This window comes from Streptomyces sp. M2CJ-2 (assembly GCF_016757295.1).
Lineage (GTDB): Bacteria > Actinomycetota > Actinomycetes > Streptomycetales > Streptomycetaceae > Streptomyces.
The window spans coordinates 51994-71938 of the sequence record NZ_JAESIF010000003.1 but is presented as its reverse complement, the minus strand read 5'-3'; the positions used below and the strand labels follow the sequence as shown (position 1 = coordinate 71938).

Annotated in this window: 15 protein-coding genes and 1 riboswitch; of the genes, 7 read left to right on the top strand and 8 right to left on the bottom strand. The window is 72.7% G+C overall.

Going from position 1 to position 19945, the window contains the following annotated elements:
* The first annotated feature begins 3 nt into the window (after nt 1-3).
* Nucleotides 4-1233: an amidase gene (locus tag JL475_RS04610; RefSeq protein WP_307824974.1), complete on the top strand. Its 1230-nt coding sequence runs from the start codon at nt 4-6 to the stop codon at nt 1231-1233.
* Between the two features lie 35 nt (nt 1234-1268).
* Here JL475_RS04610 and JL475_RS04605 read toward each other — a convergent pair whose 3' ends face one another.
* Together JL475_RS04605 and JL475_RS04600 are read right to left on the bottom strand one after the other, a co-directional pair.
* Entirely contained in the window at nt 1269-2516 is a 1248-nt protein-coding gene (locus tag JL475_RS04605; RefSeq protein ID WP_202275562.1) for a DUF2092 domain-containing protein, read from the bottom strand.
* Between the two features lie 235 nt (nt 2517-2751).
* The gene (locus JL475_RS04600; RefSeq protein WP_202275561.1) at nt 2752-3762 is read right to left on the bottom strand and encodes a polyprenyl synthetase family protein; all 1011 of its coding nucleotides are present in this window, start codon (nt 3760-3762) and stop codon (nt 2752-2754) included.
* A gap of 630 nt (nt 3763-4392) precedes the next feature.
* Nucleotides 4393-4556, top strand: a riboswitch (cyclic di-AMP (ydaO/yuaA leader).
* Nucleotides 4557-4568: 12 nt separating this feature from the next.
* On the opposite strand from JL475_RS04600, the gene JL475_RS04595 reads away from it, so the two are divergent.
* Nucleotides 4569-5060, top strand: coding sequence for a transglycosylase SLT domain-containing protein (locus JL475_RS04595; RefSeq protein WP_202275952.1), 492 nt, complete (start codon nt 4569-4571; stop codon nt 5058-5060).
* 38 nt (nt 5061-5098) lie between these two features.
* Here the strand turns inward: JL475_RS04595 and JL475_RS04590 are convergent, their stop codons facing one another.
* Nucleotides 5099-5974, bottom strand: coding sequence for an HAD family hydrolase (locus tag JL475_RS04590; RefSeq protein WP_202275559.1), 876 nt, complete (start codon nt 5972-5974; stop codon nt 5099-5101).
* 321 nt (nt 5975-6295) lie between these two features.
* Between JL475_RS04590 and JL475_RS04585 the strand changes: the two genes are divergently transcribed.
* From JL475_RS04585 to JL475_RS04575, 3 genes are all read left to right on the top strand, one after another.
* Entirely contained in the window at nt 6296-7369 is a 1074-nt protein-coding gene (locus tag JL475_RS04585; RefSeq protein ID WP_307824973.1) for a GNAT family N-acetyltransferase, read from the top strand.
* A gap of 80 nt (nt 7370-7449) precedes the next feature.
* A complete protein-coding gene (locus JL475_RS04580) occupies nt 7450-8802 on the top strand; it encodes a glycosyltransferase family 2 protein (protein ID WP_202275557.1) in 1353 nt (450 codons plus the stop codon).
* The gene (locus JL475_RS04575; RefSeq protein WP_202275556.1) at nt 8799-9611 is read left to right on the top strand and encodes a polysaccharide deacetylase family protein; all 813 of its coding nucleotides are present in this window, start codon (nt 8799-8801) and stop codon (nt 9609-9611) included. The genes JL475_RS04580 and JL475_RS04575 overlap by 4 nt, the downstream gene beginning before the upstream one ends.
* A gap of 111 nt (nt 9612-9722) precedes the next feature.
* Here the strand turns inward: JL475_RS04575 and JL475_RS04570 are convergent, their stop codons facing one another.
* The 5 genes from JL475_RS04570 to JL475_RS04550 all read right to left on the bottom strand — a co-directional run bounded on the left by JL475_RS04570 (nt 9723) and on the right by JL475_RS04550 (nt 17175).
* Nucleotides 9723-10892 carry a glycosyl hydrolase gene (locus JL475_RS04570; RefSeq protein ID WP_307824972.1) on the bottom strand — a complete coding sequence of 390 codons (1170 nt, stop codon included), beginning with the start codon at nt 10890-10892 and terminating at the stop codon, nt 9723-9725.
* A complete protein-coding gene (locus JL475_RS04565) occupies nt 10889-11323 on the bottom strand; it encodes a hypothetical protein (protein ID WP_202275555.1) in 435 nt (144 codons plus the stop codon). Before JL475_RS04565 ends, JL475_RS04570 begins: the two co-directional genes overlap by 4 nt.
* Entirely contained in the window at nt 11320-13206 is a 1887-nt protein-coding gene (locus tag JL475_RS04560) for a glycosyltransferase (protein ID WP_202275554.1), read from the bottom strand. The genes JL475_RS04565 and JL475_RS04560 overlap by 4 nt, the downstream gene beginning before the upstream one ends.
* 248 nt (nt 13207-13454) lie before the next feature.
* A complete protein-coding gene (locus JL475_RS04555; RefSeq protein ID WP_202275553.1) occupies nt 13455-15941 on the bottom strand; it encodes a lipopolysaccharide biosynthesis protein in 2487 nt (828 codons plus the stop codon).
* Nucleotides 15934-17175 (bottom strand): DegT/DnrJ/EryC1/StrS family aminotransferase, encoded by a 1242-nt coding sequence (locus JL475_RS04550; RefSeq protein ID WP_237406261.1) that lies wholly within the window; start codon nt 17173-17175, stop codon nt 15934-15936. Before JL475_RS04550 ends, JL475_RS04555 begins: the two co-directional genes overlap by 8 nt.
* 393 nt (nt 17176-17568) lie before the next feature.
* Here JL475_RS04550 and fahA point away from each other — a divergent pair, with 393 nt between their 5' ends.
* Nucleotides 17569-18783 (top strand): fumarylacetoacetase, encoded by a 1215-nt coding sequence (fahA, locus tag JL475_RS04545; RefSeq protein ID WP_202275549.1) that lies wholly within the window; start codon nt 17569-17571, stop codon nt 18781-18783.
* 216 nt (nt 18784-18999) lie between these two features.
* Nucleotides 19000-19938 carry a M56 family metallopeptidase gene (locus JL475_RS04540; RefSeq protein ID WP_202275546.1) on the top strand — a complete coding sequence of 313 codons (939 nt, stop codon included), beginning with the start codon at nt 19000-19002 and terminating at the stop codon, nt 19936-19938.
* The last annotated feature ends 7 nt before the right edge of the window (nt 19939-19945 follow it).

Sequence of the window (19945 nt, the reverse complement as noted above, 5' to 3'; positions counted from 1 at the left end):
GGCGTGAGGAGACCGGTGGGAACCGCTCCGTCCGAGACGGCGGTGGAGATCGCCGCCGCGGTGCGCGCTCGGAGGCTGCGGGCCGTCGAGGTGGTCGCGGAGGCGCTGGCGCGGATCGAGCGGGCCGATCCGGTGCTGTGCGCGTTCACCGGGGTGTGGGCCGAGGAGGCGCTGCGGCGGGCGGCCGAGGTGGACGCCCGGGTCGACGCGGGCCCACCCGGCCCGGGTGAGTGGCTGCCGCTGGCCGGGGTGCCGATCGCCGTGAAGGGGCGGCACGGGCTCCGGGCGGCGGGTCCGCTGCTCGCGGCCGGTGGTGTGGCCCTGGGCGCCACCGCCGTGCCCGGGCCCGGCACCCCCTGGCAGACCTGGGGGCTCGGCGCGCACGGACGGACCGTCAACCCGTGGCGGGCGGACCGCACTCCGGGCGGTTCCTCGGCCGGGGCCGCGGTCGCGGTGGCGGCGGGGCTGGTGCCGCTGGCGACGGGCAGCGACGGTGCGGGGTCGGTACGCATCCCGGCGGCGTGGTGCGGGGTCGTCGGCCTGAAGGTCACCAACGGTCGCCTCCCGTCGCCCGACCGCACGGGTCTCGCGGCACCCGGCGTCCTCACCCGGACGGCAGCGGACGCGACGGCCTGGTGGCGGGCGGTGTCGCCGCCGCCCACCGCCGCCGAGGTGCCGCCGCCCGGCCCCCGCACCGCGATCTGGTCCCCCGACCTCGGCTTCGCCGATCCCGACGAGGAGCCCGTCACGCTGGCCCGAGCCGCGGTCGACCGGCTCGTCGACGCCGGAGTCGTACGGCTCGTACGGCCGCCGCGAGCCCCGCGGCCCGTACAGTCGGCGAAGCCTCCGCTGCTCCTGGACCCCGCGCCGGCCTGGCTCGCCCTGCGCGCCCCCGGCGGGTCCCGCCCCGACCTCGCCGAGGCTCACCGCATTCGAGTGGCGAACGACCGGAGCCTGGCCCGTCTCTTCGCTCACGCCGAGTTGCTGCTGACGCCCACGGCGCCCACCGCGCCGCACGGCCACGAGGGTCCCGGTGACGTCTACTCCACCGCGCTCACCTGGGCGTTCAACGTGAGCGGGCACCCCGCACTGAGCCTCCCGGCCGGGCTCGGCAGCGACGGCTGCCCGGCCGGGCTCCACCTGGTGGCACCGCACGGGCGGGAGGCGCTGCTGCTCGCCGTGGCACGGGCGGCCGAGCGGTGGCCGCCGCCGGTCCCGGTCACCTCGTCATGAGGTCCCGGGACCCGCTTCCCCCCGTTGCTTCCCCGTTACTTCGCCTCGTTGGCGGCCTTCACCAGCGCGTCCTTCGTGACGGCACCGACGTAGACCTTGCCGTCCTCGGTGAACAGGGCGTTGACCAGGCGGGTGCTGAACACGGTGCCCGTGCCGAACTCGCCCTTCACCTGGTCGCCGAGCGAGCCGAGGAAGCCGCCGAGGTCACCGCCCTCGGAGCCGGTCGGCAGACCCCCCTCGGCGCCGGTGTCGAAGGTGGCGACGGAGTTCCAGCCCTCGCCGAGTATCTTCAGTCCGTCGAGCCCCTTGGAGAGGTCCTCCTCGGACTTCGGGGCGCCCTCCGGCCTACCGGTGAGCTTCCCTCCCTTCTTCCCGTCCTCCAGGGCGCCTTCCTCGGTCACCTTGGCGCCCTTGGGCGGGGTGAAGTCGAAGGTCGACGCGGCCGGCCGGTCGAAGCTGACCTTGGTGAAGCCGACATCCACGACGGCGGCACCGCCGCTCGCCGGGGTCAGCGTGAACTTCAGCGGCGTCCCGGTCCTGTGGTCCACCGCGATGCTGATCGCACCGACCGTGGAACCGGACTGCTTGGGTTTGACGACCAGCTTGTAGGCGTCGCGGCCGGCCACCTGCGCGGTGCCGTCGACGGTGACGGACGTGGTGTCGTCGACCGCCTTCAGCGCCTCCTCGGCGAAGTCCTTCGGCGTGGCCGGGGGCTGCTGCTTCCCCTTCTCCCCCTCGGCGGATCCACCCTCGGCGGACTCGTCGGCGATGCCGTGGTAGACCTCGTCGGACGCGCTGTCGTAGCCCCAGACGTCCTTGCCGTTGTGGATCAGGCTGTACTCGGCGGCGCTCTCGAGCAGCGACACCTTCTGCCGGTCGGGGCCGTCGACCGCGACGCGCAGGGTGTGCGTACCGGAGGCCAGCTCGGTGAGCTTGGCGGACGGGTCGGCGGACGAGCCGCCCTCGCCGCGGTCCAGGGCGCCGGAGGCCAGGCTGCTCTCCAGGCCGCCGAGGTCCGGCAGTCCGAGGTCGGTGGTGATCTTCACGGTGCCGGACAGCTGCTCGGTGTCCGACTCGGCCATCTTCTCGATGAGTTGCGCGGCGGTGATCTCCGGCAGGTCCGGGTCGCCGGAGTTCGCGATCGCGGGGACGAGCCCGATGGTCGCGGCCGCCACTCCCATCACCGTGACCGGGACGACGTACCGCGCGGCCCTGCGCCGGCCCGCGCCCGGCTCGCGGGTCGCCCCCGCGGTCGTCGTGTCGTCGGATTCGTACGGTGCCATGTGTGCCCTACCTCCGTGGTCGGCGGCGGCCCGCGTCTCGTGTTCCTCGCACCAGTCACACTCTGAGCCGCCATTCTCACCCGAATCGGTGAGGAGTGGTGTCCGTCATGGTCCATCTGACCAAACACCGCGAGAGGAAGCGTCAGACCCCGGACTCAACTCCGTGTACTGCTGCGGTATGACACGAGGAGGTGTTTCCTCCCCCGACCAGTAGGGGTCGGGGGCGGCGGGCGAGTCAGCCGGCCCGGTGCACCACCGCGTCGCACAGTTCGACCAGGGCCTTCTTCGATTCGCACTCCGGCAGCGGTGCCAGCGCCGCGCGCGCCTCCTGCGCATAGCGCACGGTGTCCCGGCGGGCCTGCTCCAGCGCGGGGTGCGCGCGCAGCAGTCGCAGCGCCTCGGCGTGCCGGCCGTCGTCACTGAGGTCGGAGTCCAGCAGCTCGCACAGCGCGACGTCCTCGGGCAGGCCCAGCCGGGCCGCTCGCTCGCGCAGCCGCAGCACGGGCAGGGTCGGAATGCCCTCGCGCAGGTCGGTGCCCGGGGTCTTGCCGGACTCGTGGGAGTCGGAGGCGATGTCCAGCACGTCGTCGGCGAGCTGGAAGGCGATCCCGAGCCGCTCGCCGTACTGGGTCAGCACGTCCACGACCGTGTCGTCCGCGCCGGACATCATGGCGCCGAACCGGCACGAGACGGCGACCAGTGAGCCGGTCTTGCCACCGAGGACGTCCAGGTAGTGGTCGACCGGATCGCGGCCGTCCTGCGGCCCCGCGGTCTCCATGATCTGACCGGAGACCAGCCGCTCGAACGCCTCCGCCTGCACCCGTACGGCCTCCGGTCCGAGGTCGGCCAGGATGTCCGAGGCGCGCGCGAAGAGGAAGTCGCCGGTGAGGACCGCGACGGAGTTGCCCCAGCGGGTGTTCGCGCTGGGCACCCCGCGCCGCACACCCGCGTCGTCCATCACGTCGTCGTGGTAGAGCGTGGCCAGGTGGGTCAGCTCCACGACCACGGCGGACGGTACGACGCCGGGCGCGTAGGGGTCGCCGAACTGGGCGGCGAGCATCACGAGCAGCGGCCGGAACCGCTTGCCGCCGGCCCGCACCAGGTGCTGAGCGGCACCCGTGATGAAGGGGACCTCACTCTTGGTGGCCTCGAGCAGCCCTTCCTCGACAGCCGTCATCCCGGCCCGGACATCGGCTTCCAGAGCCTGGTCCCGCACGCTCAGCCCGAATGGCCCGACGACGGTCACGAGGGGTCTCCTGTCTGCTGGTGTCCACTGGCGCTCAGACGTCCTGCACCGTTCACCGAGAGGTCGCTGGTTGTCGACAGGTCGCTGACATCACTCGAGTCAGCGTATCCGGTCATGTTTCGATCACCGCCAGCACCCACATTCCCCAAACTCACCCAAGCACGCGCGAACGGCACGTCACGACGTCCTCCGATATCGGATCACCATCAGATCGTTTCCGATCAGGTGACAAAAAGGGGCATTTGTCAACTTCTCTGACGAAACCCGCCCGCGCACCGGTACACCCCGAACCACATCTCGACACACGATCCATCCTGCCCGCCCCGGTGCCCGATTTGCCGTAATTGACAATCGAATTCCCGTTGGCGGCAAATGCGCCCGCGCGGTGCGGCCAGTGAGGTCGGTCACGCACACCCCGACACCTCCGCGACTCCCCCGTACGGGCGTTTCCCCTTCCACCGAACGCGAGTTGACCGTCGGCACCCGCAGGGGATCAAGTCCCCCAAATAGCCCAAAGCAAGATCAAATGGCGTCATACGTGACGCTCGCGCTTGTTCCCGACATGCGCTCTCGCATACGTTCCCGGCCTGTCGGGCGGACGCCGAATCCTGCCACCGCCCGCACCACCCGTCGATCAACTCACTCACGCACGGCAGGAGCGGGGGACCCAGGTAAGTCGCCGGACCGGTTCGCACCGGGACGGCTCGGGGTGAAGCCATGCCCTCAGGGGCGCGGCCGGGCACTCTCCCGCCCGAACCCGACAGCTCACCTCGCAGGCGTAGGAGAGGAACGCACACATGCCCGCCATGCCCGCATCCGGTCGGCGCCGCTTCGGCCGCACCCGCCTCGTCCGCTCCCTCGCCGTCGCCGGCGTCGCAGCGATCGCCCTTCCGGTGTTCGGCGCCACCAGCGCCGCCGCCGCTCCCGCCACCCCCGTGTCGTCCGCCCCGGCCGCCGCCGGCACCGAGACGGCGTACCCGGACAACCTCGACGGCTGGATCCGCGAGTCGCTGTCGATCATGGCGCGGCACGGCATTCCCGGCAGCTACGACTCCATCCACCGCAACATCATGCGCGAGTCCTCCGGCAACCCGCAGGCCATCAACCTGTGGGACTCCAACGCCGTCGCCGGCACCCCGTCGAAGGGCCTGCTGCAGGTCATCGACCCGACCTTCCAGGCGTACCACGTGCCCGGCACGGCCTTCGACCCGTTCGACCCGGTCGCGAACATCACGGCTGCCTGCAACTACGCGGCGGACCGCTACGGCTCGATCGACAACGTCTTCGGCGCCTACTGAGACGTCCGGGCGCACCGGGGCACGCCCGGCCCACGGGGTCACCCGTCGGCGCGGAGGCCGGGACGGCACGTGTCGGGGCGCGTGCCGCCCCGCCCCACCCCGCCCGCTGTGCCGAACAACCGCTCGAGGACGACGGCCACGCCGTCGTCCTCGTTCGTCGTGGTGATCTCGTCGGCCACCGCCTTCAGCTCGGGGTGCGCGTTGGCCATGGCGACACCGTGGGCCGCCCAGTGGAACATCGGGATGTCGTTGGGCATGTCGCCGAAGGCGACGGTCCGTTCCCGGCTCAGCCCCAGGTGCTCGGCGGCCAGCGCCAGCCCCGTCGCCTTGGTGACACCGCACGGCTGGAGTTCCACGGTGCCCGGCCCCGACATGGTGACCGTGGCCAGCGAACCGACCACCGAACGCGCCGTCGCCGCCAACTCGTCGTCACTCAGGAAGGGGTGACGCAACAGCACCTTGGTGATCGGCAGCACCCACAGATCGTCCCGTCGGCCGATCCGGACGGCGGGCAGCGTCGGGTGCGGCATCCGGTAGCCCGGCTCGATCAGGGTGAGTCCGTCGACCCCGTCCTGGTCGACCGCGGCGTACACCTCCCCCACCTCGGCCTCGATCTTGCCGAGCGCGGTCTCCGCCAGTTCCCGGTCCAGCGTGACGGAGTGGAGCAGCCGGTTCGCGCCGGCGTCGTACACCTGCGCGCCCTGTCCGCACACCGCGAGCCCCGTACTCCCCAGCTTGTCCAGGAGCGGCCGCACTCCGGGGGCCGGGCGGCCCGTCACCACGAGATGCCGGGCACCGGCCCGCGTCGCCAGCGCCAGTGCGGCGAGAGACCGGTCGGAGAGAGAGTCGTCGCCGCGCAGCAGCGTCCCGTCCAGGTCGGTGGCGATGAGTGAACAATCGGTGGGTGCGGCCATGATCAGAGAATACGGACACCGTGCCCACCCGACTCACCCTCGACCGGAACGTCTCCGTCCGCACGTCCTCACCCCTTATCCTTCGCGCCCCACCGCCGGGCCGTCGCCGCCCGACCGCTTCACCACGACCGCGCGCCCGCCTCGCCACGGCCGCCCGCCCGGCCGTTTCCGTCATCGGCGGGTACGGACCTGTTAAAGGCCTCTGCACCACTTGGCAACAACATGGTCTGCTACCTACCGCCCTGGTGGTCCCGGGCGGTACCTTCCAAGAGTCCAGGGGGGACTTGATCGGGGGGTCAGGTGAGCAGTGGACGCACACGTGTGCTGAGGCTCGAGGAGCTCGGCGAGGGGGAGCGGGAACGCTGGCGTGAGCTGCGCGCCGCGACGGACGCACCACGCAGCCCGTTCATGGAACCGGAGTTCGCCACCGCCGTGTCCCGGGTGCGGCCGCAGGCCCGGGTGGCGGTCCTGTACGAGGGGGCGTCCGCCGAACCGGCCGGCTTCCTGCCGTACGAGCGGGGCGCGTGGGGGCAGGGCCGGGCGATCGGGCTCGGGGTGTCGGACTGCCAGGGCGCCGTCCTGCGTCCGGGCCTCGCCCCGGACACCGGTGAACTGCTGCGCGCCTGCTCGGTGTCGAGCTTCGCCTTCGACAACCTGGAGGCGGATCAGGCCCTGTTCGTCCCGCACGCGGCCGAGGAGCACACCACCTATGTCATCGACGTGGAGAAGGGCTACGAGACCTACGAGTCCGTACTGCGCACCCAGTCGCCCAAGTTCCTGAAGACCACGCTGGCCAAGGAGCGCAGGCTCGGCCGCCAGGCGGCCGGACCGGTGCGGTTCGTCTTCGACGAACGCGAACCGGCCGCGCTGCGCGCTCTCATCGAGTGGAAGTCGGCCCAGTACCGCAGGACCGGGCGGCGCGACCGGTTCGCGCAGGAGTGGATCACGCGGCTCGTGGGCCGCCTGGCCGAGACCCGGGCACCGGAGTGCACGGGCACGCTGTCCGTCCTGTATGCCGGGGACCGCCCCGTCGCCGCGCACTTCGGCCTGCGCTCGGCCTCGGTCCTGGCCTGCTGGTTCCCGGCGTACGACGTGGAGTTCGCGAAGTACTCGCCGGGACTGGTGCTGCATCTGCGGATGGCGAAGGCGGCGGCCGGCGAGGGCATCGGCCTGCTCGACATGGGGCGGGGCCCGGCCGAGTACAAGGACTCGCTGAAGACGGGCGAACTCGCCGTCTACGAAGGGGAGGCGATGCGTCCGGGCCTGGGCGCCGCGCTGCATCTGCTGCGCCGCGGGCCCGTACGCCGTGCGCACGGCTTCGTCCGCGCCCACCCTCGTCTCGCCTCGCTGGCGTCGCGGGCGTTGAAGGGGGCGGGGCGGCTGCGCCGGTCATGAGGGGCCGTTCGTCAGGACAGTTCGCGAGGACCGTTCATGAGGACGTTCATGGGGACCGTTCATGGGGAGGGGAAGGGCTCATGGCCCGCACGGCACGTACGCAGGAGGAGATACGGCGGTTCCTGGACCTCGGAGCGGTTCAGGTCGCCGAACTGGACCTGAACGGTGAGGAGACCGTCCTCAGACCCGGTCCGGGCAGCCCACCGGTGACGCACGGAGAGGTGTTCGTCCTGGTCAGGCGGTCCGGCCGGCCGGTGGGCACGCTGCTGGGGCGGGTGCCGGAGGGGGCTGATCCGGCAACGGTCCTGGCGGCGCTCGCACGGCAGGAGCACGGGCAGGAGCCGGCCGCGGGGCGAGGGCAGGGCGCGGAGAGGTCCGTGACCGCCGGACCACCGCCGCCCCACACCTCGGTCGTCGTGGCCACCCGGGAGCGGGCCGGACAGCTTGCCCGCGCGCTCGACTCGCTCCTCGCGCAGGACCATCCGGACTTCGAGATCGTCGTCGTCGACAACGCGCCCGTGACGGACGAGACGCGTGACCTGGTGGAGCGGAAGTACGGGGAGCGCGTGCGGTACGTGTGCGAGCCGGTCTCCGGGCTCGCGACCGCGCACAACACCGGGCTCGCCGCCGCCCGCGGCGAGGTGGTCGCGTTCACCGACGACGACGTCGTCGCCGACCCCCGCTGGCTCACCGAGCTGACCACGCCCTTCGCCGCCGACCCCGGACTCGGCTGTGCCACCGGCCTGATCCTGCCCGCCCGGCTCCGCACCCCGGCCCAGGTCCTGCTGGAGAGCCACGGCGGTTTCGCGAAGGGGTTCACCCCGACGACGTACGACCCGAAGGACCCGCCCCGCGACGAGCCGTTGTTCCCCTTCACCGCGGGCCGGTTCGGCTCCGGCGCGAACATGGCGTTCCGTGCGGAGGTGCTGCGCGGGGTCGGCGGCTTCGACCCGGCCACCGGCGCCGGAACGCCCGCCCGGGGCGGCGACGACCTCTACGGGTTCGTCCGGGTCCTCACCCAGGGGCACAGGCTTCACTACACGCCCGGCGCGCTGGTGTGGCACCACCACCGGGAGACCTGGGCCGACCTGGAGACCCAGGCGTTCGGCTACGGCGCCGGACTCACCGCCTACCTCACCGCGATCCTGGTCAACCGGCCCGCGCTGCTGCCGGCGTTCCTCGCCCGGGTGCCCCGCGGTCTGTCCCACGCCCGCGGGCTGACCGCCGTACGGGACACCGGCGGCGGGGATGACGGCGGTGGCGCCGATGCCCCCGGTGGCCGGGGGGCCGCGCCGGGCGACCACGACACCCGCACGCATCCCTGGCCGCATCGCCTCTCACGTCTGCAGCGCAAGGGGATGCTGTACGGCCCGGTCGGCTATCTGCGGGCCCGGCGGGCGGCAAGGAGCCGGACGGGGAGGGGGACGAGATGACGGCGTCGTCGCAGGGCCCGGCGGCCGTCCCCGTGTTCCTCTACCACGCCGTGATGGACGATCCGCCCGACTGGATCGCCGAGTTCACCGTCACTCCCCGGGAGTTCGCGGCCCATCTGGACGCCGTCGTGGACAGCGGCCGCACGCCCGTCACCATCAGCGCTCTCGCCGACCATCTGGCCGGACGCGCGCCGCTGCCGCCCCGGCCGGTGCTCCTCACCTTCGACGACGGTTTCGCGGACCTGCCCGGCCCCACCGCGGAGGCACTGGCCGGACGCGCCCTGCCCGCCACCGCGTACCTCACCACCGGCGCCATCACTCCGGACGGCCGCAGCCTGCTTCCGCCGGCGCCGATGATGACCCTGGACCGGGTGGTGGAGCTGGAACGTTCCGGCATGGAGATCGGCAGCCACACGGTCAGCCACGCCCAGCTGGACACGCTGACCGCCGGGCGGCTGCGCGCCGAACTGGTCGACTCCAAGGCCGTGCTGGAGGACACCCTCGGCCATCCGGTCCCCCACCTCGCCTACCCGCACGGCTACAACAGCCCTCGGGTGAGGGCCATGGCGTCCCGCGCCGGCTACGAGACGGCGACCGCGGTACGGCACGCGCTCAGCTCGGACCGCGACGAGCGCTACCGCATCGCCCGCCTCATCGTCCGCCGCGGCCACACCGTCGCCGACGTCGCCACCTGGCTGGCGGGCGGCGGCGTCCGGGTCGCCCCCTACCGCGACGGCCCGAAGACGATCGGCTGGCGCTGGTACCGGCACGCCCGAGCGGCCCTGCGCGGACCGGAGTTCGCGGGCTGAACGGACCGGGCGGTCGTCTTCGGACCGTCGCTGCGGCGGTCGCTGCGGCGGTCGCTGCGGCGGTCGCTGCGGCGGTCGCCCCGGCCGCGCCGGGGCGACCGTCCGGTCACCTCACTTCGTCGGCTGGTTCAGGTGCGGGTCGGACACCACCTCGCGCAGGCTTTCCCATGCCGCCTCGTTGGCCACGGCCAGATCGCAGTACGGCCCGGGATCGCGGTGGTTCCACTGGAGCGCGGCCTTGACCCCGTCCAGCCCCTTCAGTACGGGCGGTACCTGCGCGTACCACTCGGCCTGCCGCTCCGGCCGCGAGCCGTCGGCCGCCGAGCCGAACTCGGAGAGCATCAACGGCTTGTCGGCGGAGATGTTCTCGCGTATCCAGTCGTGCGTGGCCGTCTGGGTTTGCTCGAAGGTCAGCCACTTCGTCTTGTGGCAGCGGTAGTAGTTGTACTGGTTGTAGCCGATCCAGTCGACGTACTCGTCCCCCGGGTACATCCCCTTGAACAGGTCACCGTGATCCAGGTACCCGGTGACGATCCAGGTCCACACCACGTTGTCCACGCCCAGCTCCCGGAACCGGTCGTGGATGTGCCGGTACGCCTTCACGTACTGGGCCGGTGTGCCGTTGTCCGGGGTGCGCGTGTCCATCTCCAGGTCGAAGGAGAGGAAGACCTTCTTCCCGGTGCGCTGCCCGTAGTCCTTGAGGCGCCGGGCCTGGACGTCGATCACGGTCGCGTCCAGGTCGCCGTCGGCTATCTCCTTCCACGTCGGCTGCTGTCCCTTCGTGCCGCCCCACCACTTGCTCTCCCAGGACAGCAGCAGCATGCGGTCCTCGCCGACCCGTTGTTCCTCCCGGCTCAGCAACTGCCCCTCCCTGCGGGAGCCTTCGGGCAGGGACATGTCGTGGTACGTGTACACGATGTCGAGCTTGCGGCCCACTCGTCGCTCGTAGGCCTTCACCCTCTCCTCCAGGTCGGCCCGTTCGTGCGGGACGAACGCCCCGAACCAGGCGCCGCACGGCGGTTCGAGCAGTTCCGTGGGCCGGCACCTCTCTCCCATCCCGGAGGCGTCGCGCAGCGCGAGTACGGCGACCAGCACCGCGCAGACGACCACGGCGGAGGTGATCAACGACCGCCGGCGGTTCGCGGCCGACCTGATTCCGGGTGTGCGGTGCCGACCGGTGCCGGGGCCGGGACCCGGGTGCGCAGCGGTGATCGTGCCGGTGGAGCGCCGGGCGCGGCGCAGGACGGCGGCGATACGGTGAAAGGGACGGGCGAACCTCACAGGACGGAACCCTTCCGTGTCCTCGGCGTCCTCGGCGGGGAGGCACGCAGCCGTGGGAAGAACGCGGCGAGCGTGGTCAGCAGCGTCAGGGCCAACAGCACGCGCTGTGCGCTGAAGGCATGGGTGGCGATCAGCACCGTCGCGACGATCATCACCGCGCCGATACTGACGAACACGACCAGCATCAGCCGTTCCAGCAGGTCGGAGTGGCGGGCGAAGTCGGGGTCGCGCCGCTCGACGGGCCCCCGCGCCACGCGTATGCGCAGGGCGGGACCGCAGAGGCCGACCAGGGCCGCACCGGGCCCCGCCGCCAGGAAGACGACGACGGCCGCACCCCGAAGCGGCGATCCGCCGGGGAGGGCGAGCGCGGCCAGCGCCAGCCAGCCGCCGAACGGCGGGAGCATCCTGATCACGAAGTCCTGCGGTGTCATCGCCCCGCCCCCTCTGCTCCGTCGTCCTCTGCTCCCTCGTCCTCGCCCTGTCTCAGCTCGTAGACCACTCCCGCGCCGGTCTCCGCCACCAGCCGGAACCGCGGCGACGCGGCGACGGACTCCCGGACCCGGTCCAGCTGGGCCCCGGTGAGCTGCCCGTTCATCTCGGAGTCGGCCGACTGGCCCCGGGTGAACAGGAAATAGGCCCGAGCCGGACGCTCCACCCCGGCCATGTCGGTGGCGAGGGTGCGGGCCGGGTCCCGCACGATCTCGTCGACGTGTCTCCGGTCGTCCTCGAGGAACCAGTAGTGGTCGACACTCCCGTACGAGGCGTAGGCGAGCGGGTAGTTGCGGTTGGCGGCGACGACCAGCGAGCCCTCGGGCGCCTCGTCGAAGAGCTGCCGCACCAGGGCCACCTCCTGCGGCGGGAAGTAGCTGATCCTGTCCTTGCCCGAGTAGCTCGGGACGAACGCCAGGGTCCCGGCGAGCAGCACCGGCAGCGGGCCCCAGACCCGGAGGCCGAAGCCGGTACGGAAGCCGAAGCCGTGGCGCGCACGGGCTTCGCCCTGCCGGCGGGCCCCGGCCGCCGCCTCCGCCGCCGCCTCCGCCGCCGCCTCGGTGGCGGCGAGGGTACGCACCTTGGGCAGCAGCGCGGCGGCGCCGAAGAAGGCGACGCCGGGCAGCATGAACATCAGCACCCGGAAGATCATCTCGCTGCCGTAGCTGCTCGCCACGAACATCGGCAGCGGTGCCGCCGTGATCACCAGCAGCGGCGTCGCGCGGTACCGCAGCACGGGCTGCCGCCACGCTCCGACCACCGTCAGCAGCAGGACGGAACCCGACAGCAGTCGGGCCGCCCACGAGGTCGCCACCGCCCCGGTGCCGGTCGGGGTGGTGCCGTACCCCGTCTCGACGTTGCCGCCGACGTCGCCCACCGCGCGGATCATGTCCGGCAGCGCGGCGGACAGGAAGGGCAGCGCGGCCGTCAGACACCAGGCCAGGAAGATGACGACCGTGGTGACCACCGGAACCCAGTCCCGGTGGCGGCGCAGCAGCCACAGCGCGAGCAGCGACACGACCAGCATGCCGGGTGTGAGCTGGTGCGAGATGACGATCGCCGTCACCAGCAGGGTGACGAGGGCGGTCCAGACGGCCTGCCCGCGCCGCCCGCCGCCCTCACCGGAACGGCCGTACCTGCGCAGCACCACGGCCAGCACACCGAGATGCAGCGCGAAGGCGACGGACTGGGGGGAGAAGTAGTCCTGGCCCACCCAGTTGGCGACGTAGAAGAGCCAGACCGCGGTCCAGATCAGTCGCCGGTCCTCGGTGAAGGTGCGGTAGATCAGCAGCAGCGGGAGCAGCAGCAGCAGGCTGGACGCCAGCGGCCACCACGCCATGTACATCGCCGCCGAGTCCACGCCCAGCAGCCGCACCAACGCCGCCTGCGCGGCGAAGAAGCCCGGCCACTGGTCGTAGACCGCCATGTCACCGATCCGGTCGGCGTTCTGGAGCCCGCCGGCCGTCAACAGGTGGTCGACGACGCCGTCGTGCTTCCACGCCCAGGCGTACAGCGGGGTCGGATAGAGCACGGCCTGGGTGGCCCGCTCCATCACCAGCAGGCCGAGCACGTACGCAGCCGACCAGCCGCCGGGCCGCCGCCGGTCGCGGACCGTGAACCAGAAGCCGGCGGTGAGCACGGCGAGGCCGGCCCAGAAGCTCGGGTGGAGCGCGGTGACCAGGCCGTAGTCGTCGAGGTGCGACACATCGGTGTGCCGGACCGCGTACAGCCACAGCGCCAGCGCCGTCACCAGCGGTACCGCGGGCCGGAGCGCCAGGAAACGGGGCACCGACCAGAGGGGCGGCAGGTCGGAAAGATCCGTCACGGGCTCGTGGGCGGGGGCCGACGACTCCGAGGAAGGATCGGTCCGCGCATCGGTCCGCGACTCAGTGTGCGACTCGGTGTGCGACTCGGTGTGCGCATGGGGTTCGGCAGGGGTGACCGACGCCGGTGTGCTCCTGGGTGCTGGCTCGGACGCGGATCTCCCGCGTGGAGTGGCTGGCGGACGCACGGTGGTTCCCCCCTGGCGGTTCGGCTCCGGAGCGTGATCGGTCGTTTCGGTCGGTCGTCGGTTCAGCCGTTCGGTCGGCCACGGTCGGGCGGCCGCGTCACCGACACGGCACGGCGCGGCGGCGGAAGGTGGAGGAGGGGCAGCAGGAGAAGCAGCGCGGCGAGCAGGGGCGGGGCCACCGGTGCGAGCACGTCCCGCCACACCCAGCCGGCCACGGCGACGAGATACAGCGTCCCCCAGCGTCCCGGCCAGGACAGCCTGCCGCCCACGCGCGCCGACAGCAGCCACAGCGGGACGAGGCACAGCAACTGGCAGACCGGCGGTGTCCAGCGCAGCAGGGGCTCGGGGCCGACGAGTCCCATCGCGTCCGCGAGGAATACGGCCGTCTGCGAGAACCACGCCCCACCCACCGGCCTTGGTTCCCAGCCGAGGACGACAGGTGCGGCGTACAGGGCGAGCAGGGCGGAGCCCAGCGCGGTACCGGGGAGCCAGGGGTCGGACCGTGTGCACAGCGTCACCGAGGCGACGAAGACCAGGAGCAGCGCTCCTCCGGCGGCGAGCGCCGAAAGCGGCAGCTCTTCCAGCAACAGGCGCCCCGTCAGTTCTCCCGGTTCCTCCCGCCCGGATCCGCCGAACCAGGGCAGCGAGCGCACCGACGCCCAGAAGACGACGGTGGCGAGTCCGAGCAGCACCCAGAGGACGTCCCGCAGGCGCCGCTCGGTCTCGTCACCGGTCGACGACGACGGGACCACACGGCGTGCACCGGACCGGACGGGGCGAGCGTCCTCCACGCCGTCCCGCGTCGCGGCTCCCGCAGACCGCTCCTCCGGCTCCTCCGACTCCTCGTGCTCCTCCGGTCCATGCCGCTCATGCGGTTCGTCGTCCCGGCCCGGTGCGTCCCGTGGAGTGGGTGGCTCTCCACCCCCCTCCCCCGTCCCGGGGCTGGTGTCCTCCTCCGCGTCCCCGGGCGAGTCCGCGTCCGCGGGGCGGGACCGCACGATGAACGCCAGCGTGTCCGCCTGGAGCGCCTCCCGTTCGTAACCGGGGCGGCCGATGAACAACCTGACGGTGTCGTCGCCGCCCTGCCCGGAATCCTCCCCGCCCTCGTAGGCGGCCCGGCGGGCCCAGCCCGTGCCGTACCCGGCGGTGGCGTTCAGCTTCGCCCAGCGGGTGCCGTAGGCGGACCCGGCGGGGGTCGGGGCGGTTCGGTCCGGCCCGTCCTGCTCCAGGGGCCCGCCGCGCGTGCCGCGCAGCGCCGACCGCAGTCCGAACACCGAGACGACGGCGATCAACGTCATGCTGATCAGCACCGCCCACCCGGCCCCCGCGATCCCCGCGGGGCTGAACAGCACGGCCGCGCTGCCCAGTACCAGCACGCACATGGCCCCTTGGAGGGCGGCGAGCACACCGGTGCGCCCCTGCACCCGCAGCACCCCGATGTACAGCTCCACGACCACTCGGGGCAGCGCCCCGAGCGCGAGCAGCCGCAGCACGGCCGAGCCGTGCTCGGCGTAGTCCGCGCTGAACGGGGTGAGGATCTGCGGCGCGAAGACCACGAGCACCAGCACCACCGGCACCAGCAGCAACGTCATCCGGCGCAGCGCCCCTCGGACGCCGTCCGCGAGCTGCCGTGGGTCGTGCGAGGCGTGGGCGGTGAGCGACGAGGCCATGTTGATAGCCATGAACTCCATGGTGCCGCCGACGGTGTACGCCACGTAGAAGTAACCGTTGTCGGCGGCGCTGAAGCGCACCGCGACCATCACCGGCAGCAGGTTGATCATCGCCAGGCTGAACAGGGCGCCGAGCGAGTCTCCGGCCAGGAAACGGCCCATGTCCCGGACCTTGGGCGGTTCCCGGTCACGGTCGGCGGCGGCCTGACGCGGAATGAGCCGACGGAAGATCAGCCAGCCGAGCGGCAGTGTGGAGAACGCGATCGCGACGGCCCAGGACACGAAGATGCCCAGGACCGGCAGCGCGCTCGCGAAGACGGCCAGCAGGACCAGCTTCCCGGTGGAGAAGACGGCGTTCCCGGCGGGTACCCACTCCGTCTTCCGCAGGCCCGTGAGCACCCCGTCCTGCAGGGTGAGCAGCGCCCACGCCACGCACGCCGCGACGAACAGCGCGCCCGCCAGCGGTGTGCCGAGGGGTGCGTACGACGCGCCCCACAGATCCAGCGTGAGCAGGAAGACGCCCGCGGCCAGGGCGACGACCAGCGAACTCGCCCCGTACACGCCCCACACCAGGCGCCCGGTCTCGCGGCCGGCACGCGGCACGAAGCGGACCACGGCACCGATCATCGTGGTCGCGGTGATGCTGGCGAGCAGCCGCATCGCGGCGATCGCGGCGGAGCCCTGGCCGACCGCTTCCTCGGAGTAGTAGCGCGCGGCCACGAGCCAGAACCCCAGCCCGAGGACCGCGGAGACGCCGGTGCTGAGCATCAGGAAGTAGGCGTTCTTGAACAGCGAGTCGGAGCCGGACTTGTGGTCGGCGGGTTCGGGGCCGCCGTCGCCGCGCACCACGGCGGGCTCGTGCACCTGGGTCTCAGTCACGGGGCGGCCCCAGCCCTCTCGCCGTGTTCCCCGGCCGTACCGCCCCGCGCCGCGCCGGCCCCTCCGGTGCCTCCGGTACCTCCGGTTCGGCCCGTGCCTCGGGTGGCTCGGCCGGCCGTGCCCCGGACCGTTCCAGCACCTCGACGGCCTCCCGTGCCCGCAGCGGGTCCACCGGCAGTGCGTGTCGCGCGAACCAGCGAGCGCCCTCGGGCGCGGGCGACGGGTCCGTGAACTCCGCTCCCGCGTAGTCGTCCAGGGGCGGATCGTAGAGGTAGCCGACGACGATGCCGCGCCGCGCCAGCGCCTCGATCGCGGCGTCCCGGTCCGCCACGAGCAGCGGCACCCGGAACAGCGGCTGCACCGCACCGCCCGGACGCGGCCGGGCCCACCGCGTCGACAGCAGCAGTTCCGTACCCGCGCGGGAGGCCGCCAGGACGTCGTCCAGCCGCCCGAGCCCCCGCCGGACCCGGCGCAGGCGCACGGGGCCGGGCTCCAGCCGGTAGTCGTGCATGTCGACCCTGACCCAGGGATCGTGCGCGGCCAGGTCCGGGGCGGAGCGCACGGCGTCGGCCAGCGCGTCCGGACGCAGTGGCATGCGGATCCCCTCACGCTCCGTCAGCCCCAGCAGCCCCATCGCGGCCCAGGCCGCCCGGCGCAGCCCGAGTCCCCGCACGGCTGCCTCGGCGTACGGCCTCACCGCATAGGTGAGTTCGGACGCCATCCGGCGCGGGACGAGCAGTTCGGCGCAGGCCTCCCGCACCGCTGCGCTCCTGCCCGGGTCGGCCAGCGAGAGAATGCCCCCCGTCTGGGCGCCGACGTGCTTGGAAAGGCTGAAAACAGACGCATCGCCCCAGGCCCCGACCGGCCGCCCGCCGATCTCGCTGCCGATGGCGTGCGCCCCGTCCTCGAACAGCGGGATGCCCGACGCATCGCAGCGGGAACGCAGTTCCGGTGCCGGGTCCGGGTTGCCGTACAGGTTCGTGGTCAGTACGGCGGACAGCGAGCCCCACACCTCGTCGGGCACGGCATCGGTGTCGATGGACGCGTCGAGCGGGTTCAGCGGCGCCTGCACCGGGCGCAGCCCCGCCGCGAGCACCACGAAGAAGATGACGTCGTCGTTGACCGGCGACATCAACACCCTGCCGCCGGGCGGGCACCAGTGGCGCAACGCCACGAACAGCCCGAACCTGCATGACGGCACGTACACACATTCCCGGCCGAGCCGGCCGCGCATGACCTCTTCCAGCCCCTTCGACTGCGAGGCAGAGCGCGCCGAACCCGGACCGGCCTCCCCTATGGCCATCCGTCCCCCTGATGTGCCATCGGAACGCCCCCTCCCCGAGGCCTTCCGGCACCCGCCCAGAGTCGCCCCGTTCGCACCGCTCCGTCAAGATTGCGTCGCGTCCTGTGGATAACTTCCGGTACGCAGGGGGAAGCGACACATGGACCCGCCGCCCCGCCGCCCCGCCGCCCCGCCGCCCCGCCGCCCCGCCGCCCCGCCGCCCGCCGCCCCGGACCCGCCCCTTCGCCTCTGCCCAAGACCACCGCGGCACCCGTAACGTGTGGCACGACCACGGACACGTGAAGCACCAGAGCACCTGCGCACACGAGAGCGAGGCAGCACCCGATGCCCCCCTTCGATGTCCCCGAGGGCGATCCCTTCGGCCCGCACAATCTGCCGTACGGCGTGTTCTCTCCCCCCGGCTCGACGGAGCAGAGGGTGGGCGTCCGGCTCGGCGACCACGTCCTCGACGCCGGCGCGGCAGCACACGCCCTGGGTTCCCCGTACGCCTCCCTGCTCGCCCGCCCGACCCTCAACCCGCTGCTGGCGGCGGGCCGGACGGCCTGGTCCGACGTGCGGCGGGCGCTCACGGCCTGGGTGACCGTCCCGGCACACCGGGAGACCGTCGGGCCGCTGTTCCATCCGCTGTCCTCGGTGACCCTGCACCTTCCCTTCGACGTCGCGGACTACGTCGACTTCTACGCCTCCGAGAACCACGCACGGAACGTCGGCCGGATCTTCCGCCCCGACGCGGCCGACTCCCTCACCCCTAACTGGAAGCACCTGCCGATCGGTTACCACGGCCGCTCCGGCACGGTGGTGGTGTCCGGCACGGACGTCGTACGGCCCTCGGGGCAGCGCAAGGCGCCGACCGACCCGGCCCCGGTCTTCGGCCCGTCGGTCCGGCTGGACATCGAGGCCGAGGTCGGCTTCGTGGTCGGGGCGCCGTCCGAGCGGGGCCGGCCGGTGCCGCTCGGCGACTTCCGTGACCACGTCTTCGGCCTCTGCCTCCTCAACGACTGGTCCGCACGCGACGTCCAGGCCTGGGAGTACGTCCCCCTCGGCCCGTTCCTCGGCAAGTCCTTCGCCACCTCGGTGTCGGCCTGGATCACCCCCCTGGACGCCCTGGAAGAAGCCCGGGTGGCGCCACCGGAGCGCACGCACGAGCTGCTGCCGTACCTGGACGACGCGGACGAGGAACCCGGCGGTTACGACCTGCGGATCTCCGTGGCCGTCAACGGCCACGTCGTCTCCGAGCCCCCCTTCTCCACCATGTACTGGACGGCCGCCCAGCAGCTCGCCCACATGACCGTGAACGGCGCCTCCCTGCGCACCGGCGACCTCTACGGTTCCGGCACGGTGAGCGGCCCCACCGAGCGGGAACGCGGGTCTCTGCTGGAACTGACCTGGAACGGGCGGGACGCCCTCGAACTCCCCGACGGCAAGCGGACGTTCCTGGAGGACGGCGACGTGGTGACCCTGTCGGCCTGGGCCCCGGGACCGGACGGTGTCCGCGTCGGCCTCGGCGAGGTCACGGGACGGGTGACACCCGCGGGCTGATCCCGGCGACCGGGCCGGGTCGATCCCGTAGGCCCCGTCGATTCCGCCAATCCCGTCGATTTCAGGGGTGCCTCCCGGAGGGCGTCCTCCGATCTTCGTCGCCCCCCTGCCTCACGCCGCCCTTCACCGTCATACTTGGTGTCGGGCGGTGTGCGGCTCCCGCGCGTCCCGCACGATCCGAAGTCCCCTCCGCCGACAGGATCCGGAGCCCTTGGCATGACCCTCTGCCTGCTCCTGCTGAGCGTTGTCGCCGTGACGGCCGCCGGGCCCGTCCCTCGCGCACTGACCCGGGCCGAGTGGCCGGAGCGGGAACCGGTGGTCGCCCTGTGGGTCTGGCAGTGCCTCGTCGCCACGGTCCTGCTGTGCTGCGTGACCGCCCTCGCCCTGGGCGCCGCGGCCGTCTTCGGCACCGTCCGCGCCCAGCTCTTCGCGCCGGCCCCGCCCGCGGTGACCGCGGCGTACGACCTGTCCGCCGCCCCGCCGTGGATGGCCGTCCTCACCCTGCTGCTGGCCTGCGGCGCCGCCTGGACCACGGCCATGCTCGTACGGGAACTGGTCGACGCCCGCCGGCGCCGCGCCCAGGCCCGCGCACATCTGCTGGAACGCGCCCCCGACCTGCCCGCCGGTCTCCCCGCCGCCCGCGGCCCCCTGCTGGTGCTGGAGGACGAGTACCCCGACGCCTGGTGGATGCCGGGCAGCCCGCCCCAGCTGATCGTCACCACCGGTGCCCTGCGCCGCCTCACCGACCACCAGATCGACGCCGTCCTCACCCACGAACGCGGCCACGCCCGCGCCCATCACGACTGGCTGCTGCACCTCTCCACCGCTCTGGCCACCGGCTTCCCCCGCATCCCCCTGTTCACCCACTTCTGCGACCAGACCCACCGCCTGGTCGAACTGGCCGCCGACGACACCGCCTCCCGCCGCTGCGGCCACCTGACCACGGCACTGGCGCTGATCGAGCTCAACCAGCACCGTGGCGTCCTGTCCTGCGCCTCCAGCCACCGCCTGCTCGGCGAGCGCGTCGACCGCCTGCTGAAGCCCCCGCCCCGCCTCGGCCGCCGTGACCGCGCCCTGACGACGACGGCGGCGGCCCTGGTCCCCCTCCTCCCCCTGCTGATCACCTTCGCCCCGGGCCTCACCGCCCTGCCCTAGCGGCAGG

What these genes read in the sequence shown, in the direction of transcription:
- JL475_RS04605 (WP_202275562.1), bottom strand. Translation starts at nt 2,516, where the DNA reads ATGGCACCGTACGAATCCGACGACACGACGACCGCGGGGGCGACCCGC.
- JL475_RS04595 (WP_202275952.1), top strand. Translation starts at nt 4,569, where the DNA reads ATGCCCGCATCCGGTCGGCGCCGCTTCGGCCGCACCCGCCTCGTCCGC.
- JL475_RS04590 (WP_202275559.1), bottom strand. Translation starts at nt 5,974, where the DNA reads ATGGCCGCACCCACCGATTGTTCACTCATCGCCACCGACCTGGACGGG.
- JL475_RS04580 (WP_202275557.1), top strand. Translation starts at nt 7,450, where the DNA reads ATGGCCCGCACGGCACGTACGCAGGAGGAGATACGGCGGTTCCTGGAC.
- JL475_RS04575 (WP_202275556.1), top strand. Translation starts at nt 8,799, where the DNA reads ATGACGGCGTCGTCGCAGGGCCCGGCGGCCGTCCCCGTGTTCCTCTAC.
- JL475_RS04565 (WP_202275555.1), bottom strand. Translation starts at nt 11,323, where the DNA reads ATGACACCGCAGGACTTCGTGATCAGGATGCTCCCGCCGTTCGGCGGC.
- JL475_RS04550 (WP_237406261.1), bottom strand. Translation starts at nt 17,175, where the DNA reads ATGCGCGGCCGGCTCGGCCGGGAATGTGTGTACGTGCCGTCATGCAGG.
- fahA (WP_202275549.1), top strand. Translation starts at nt 17,569, where the DNA reads ATGCCCCCCTTCGATGTCCCCGAGGGCGATCCCTTCGGCCCGCACAAT.
- JL475_RS04540 (WP_202275546.1), top strand. Translation starts at nt 19,000, where the DNA reads ATGACCCTCTGCCTGCTCCTGCTGAGCGTTGTCGCCGTGACGGCCGCC.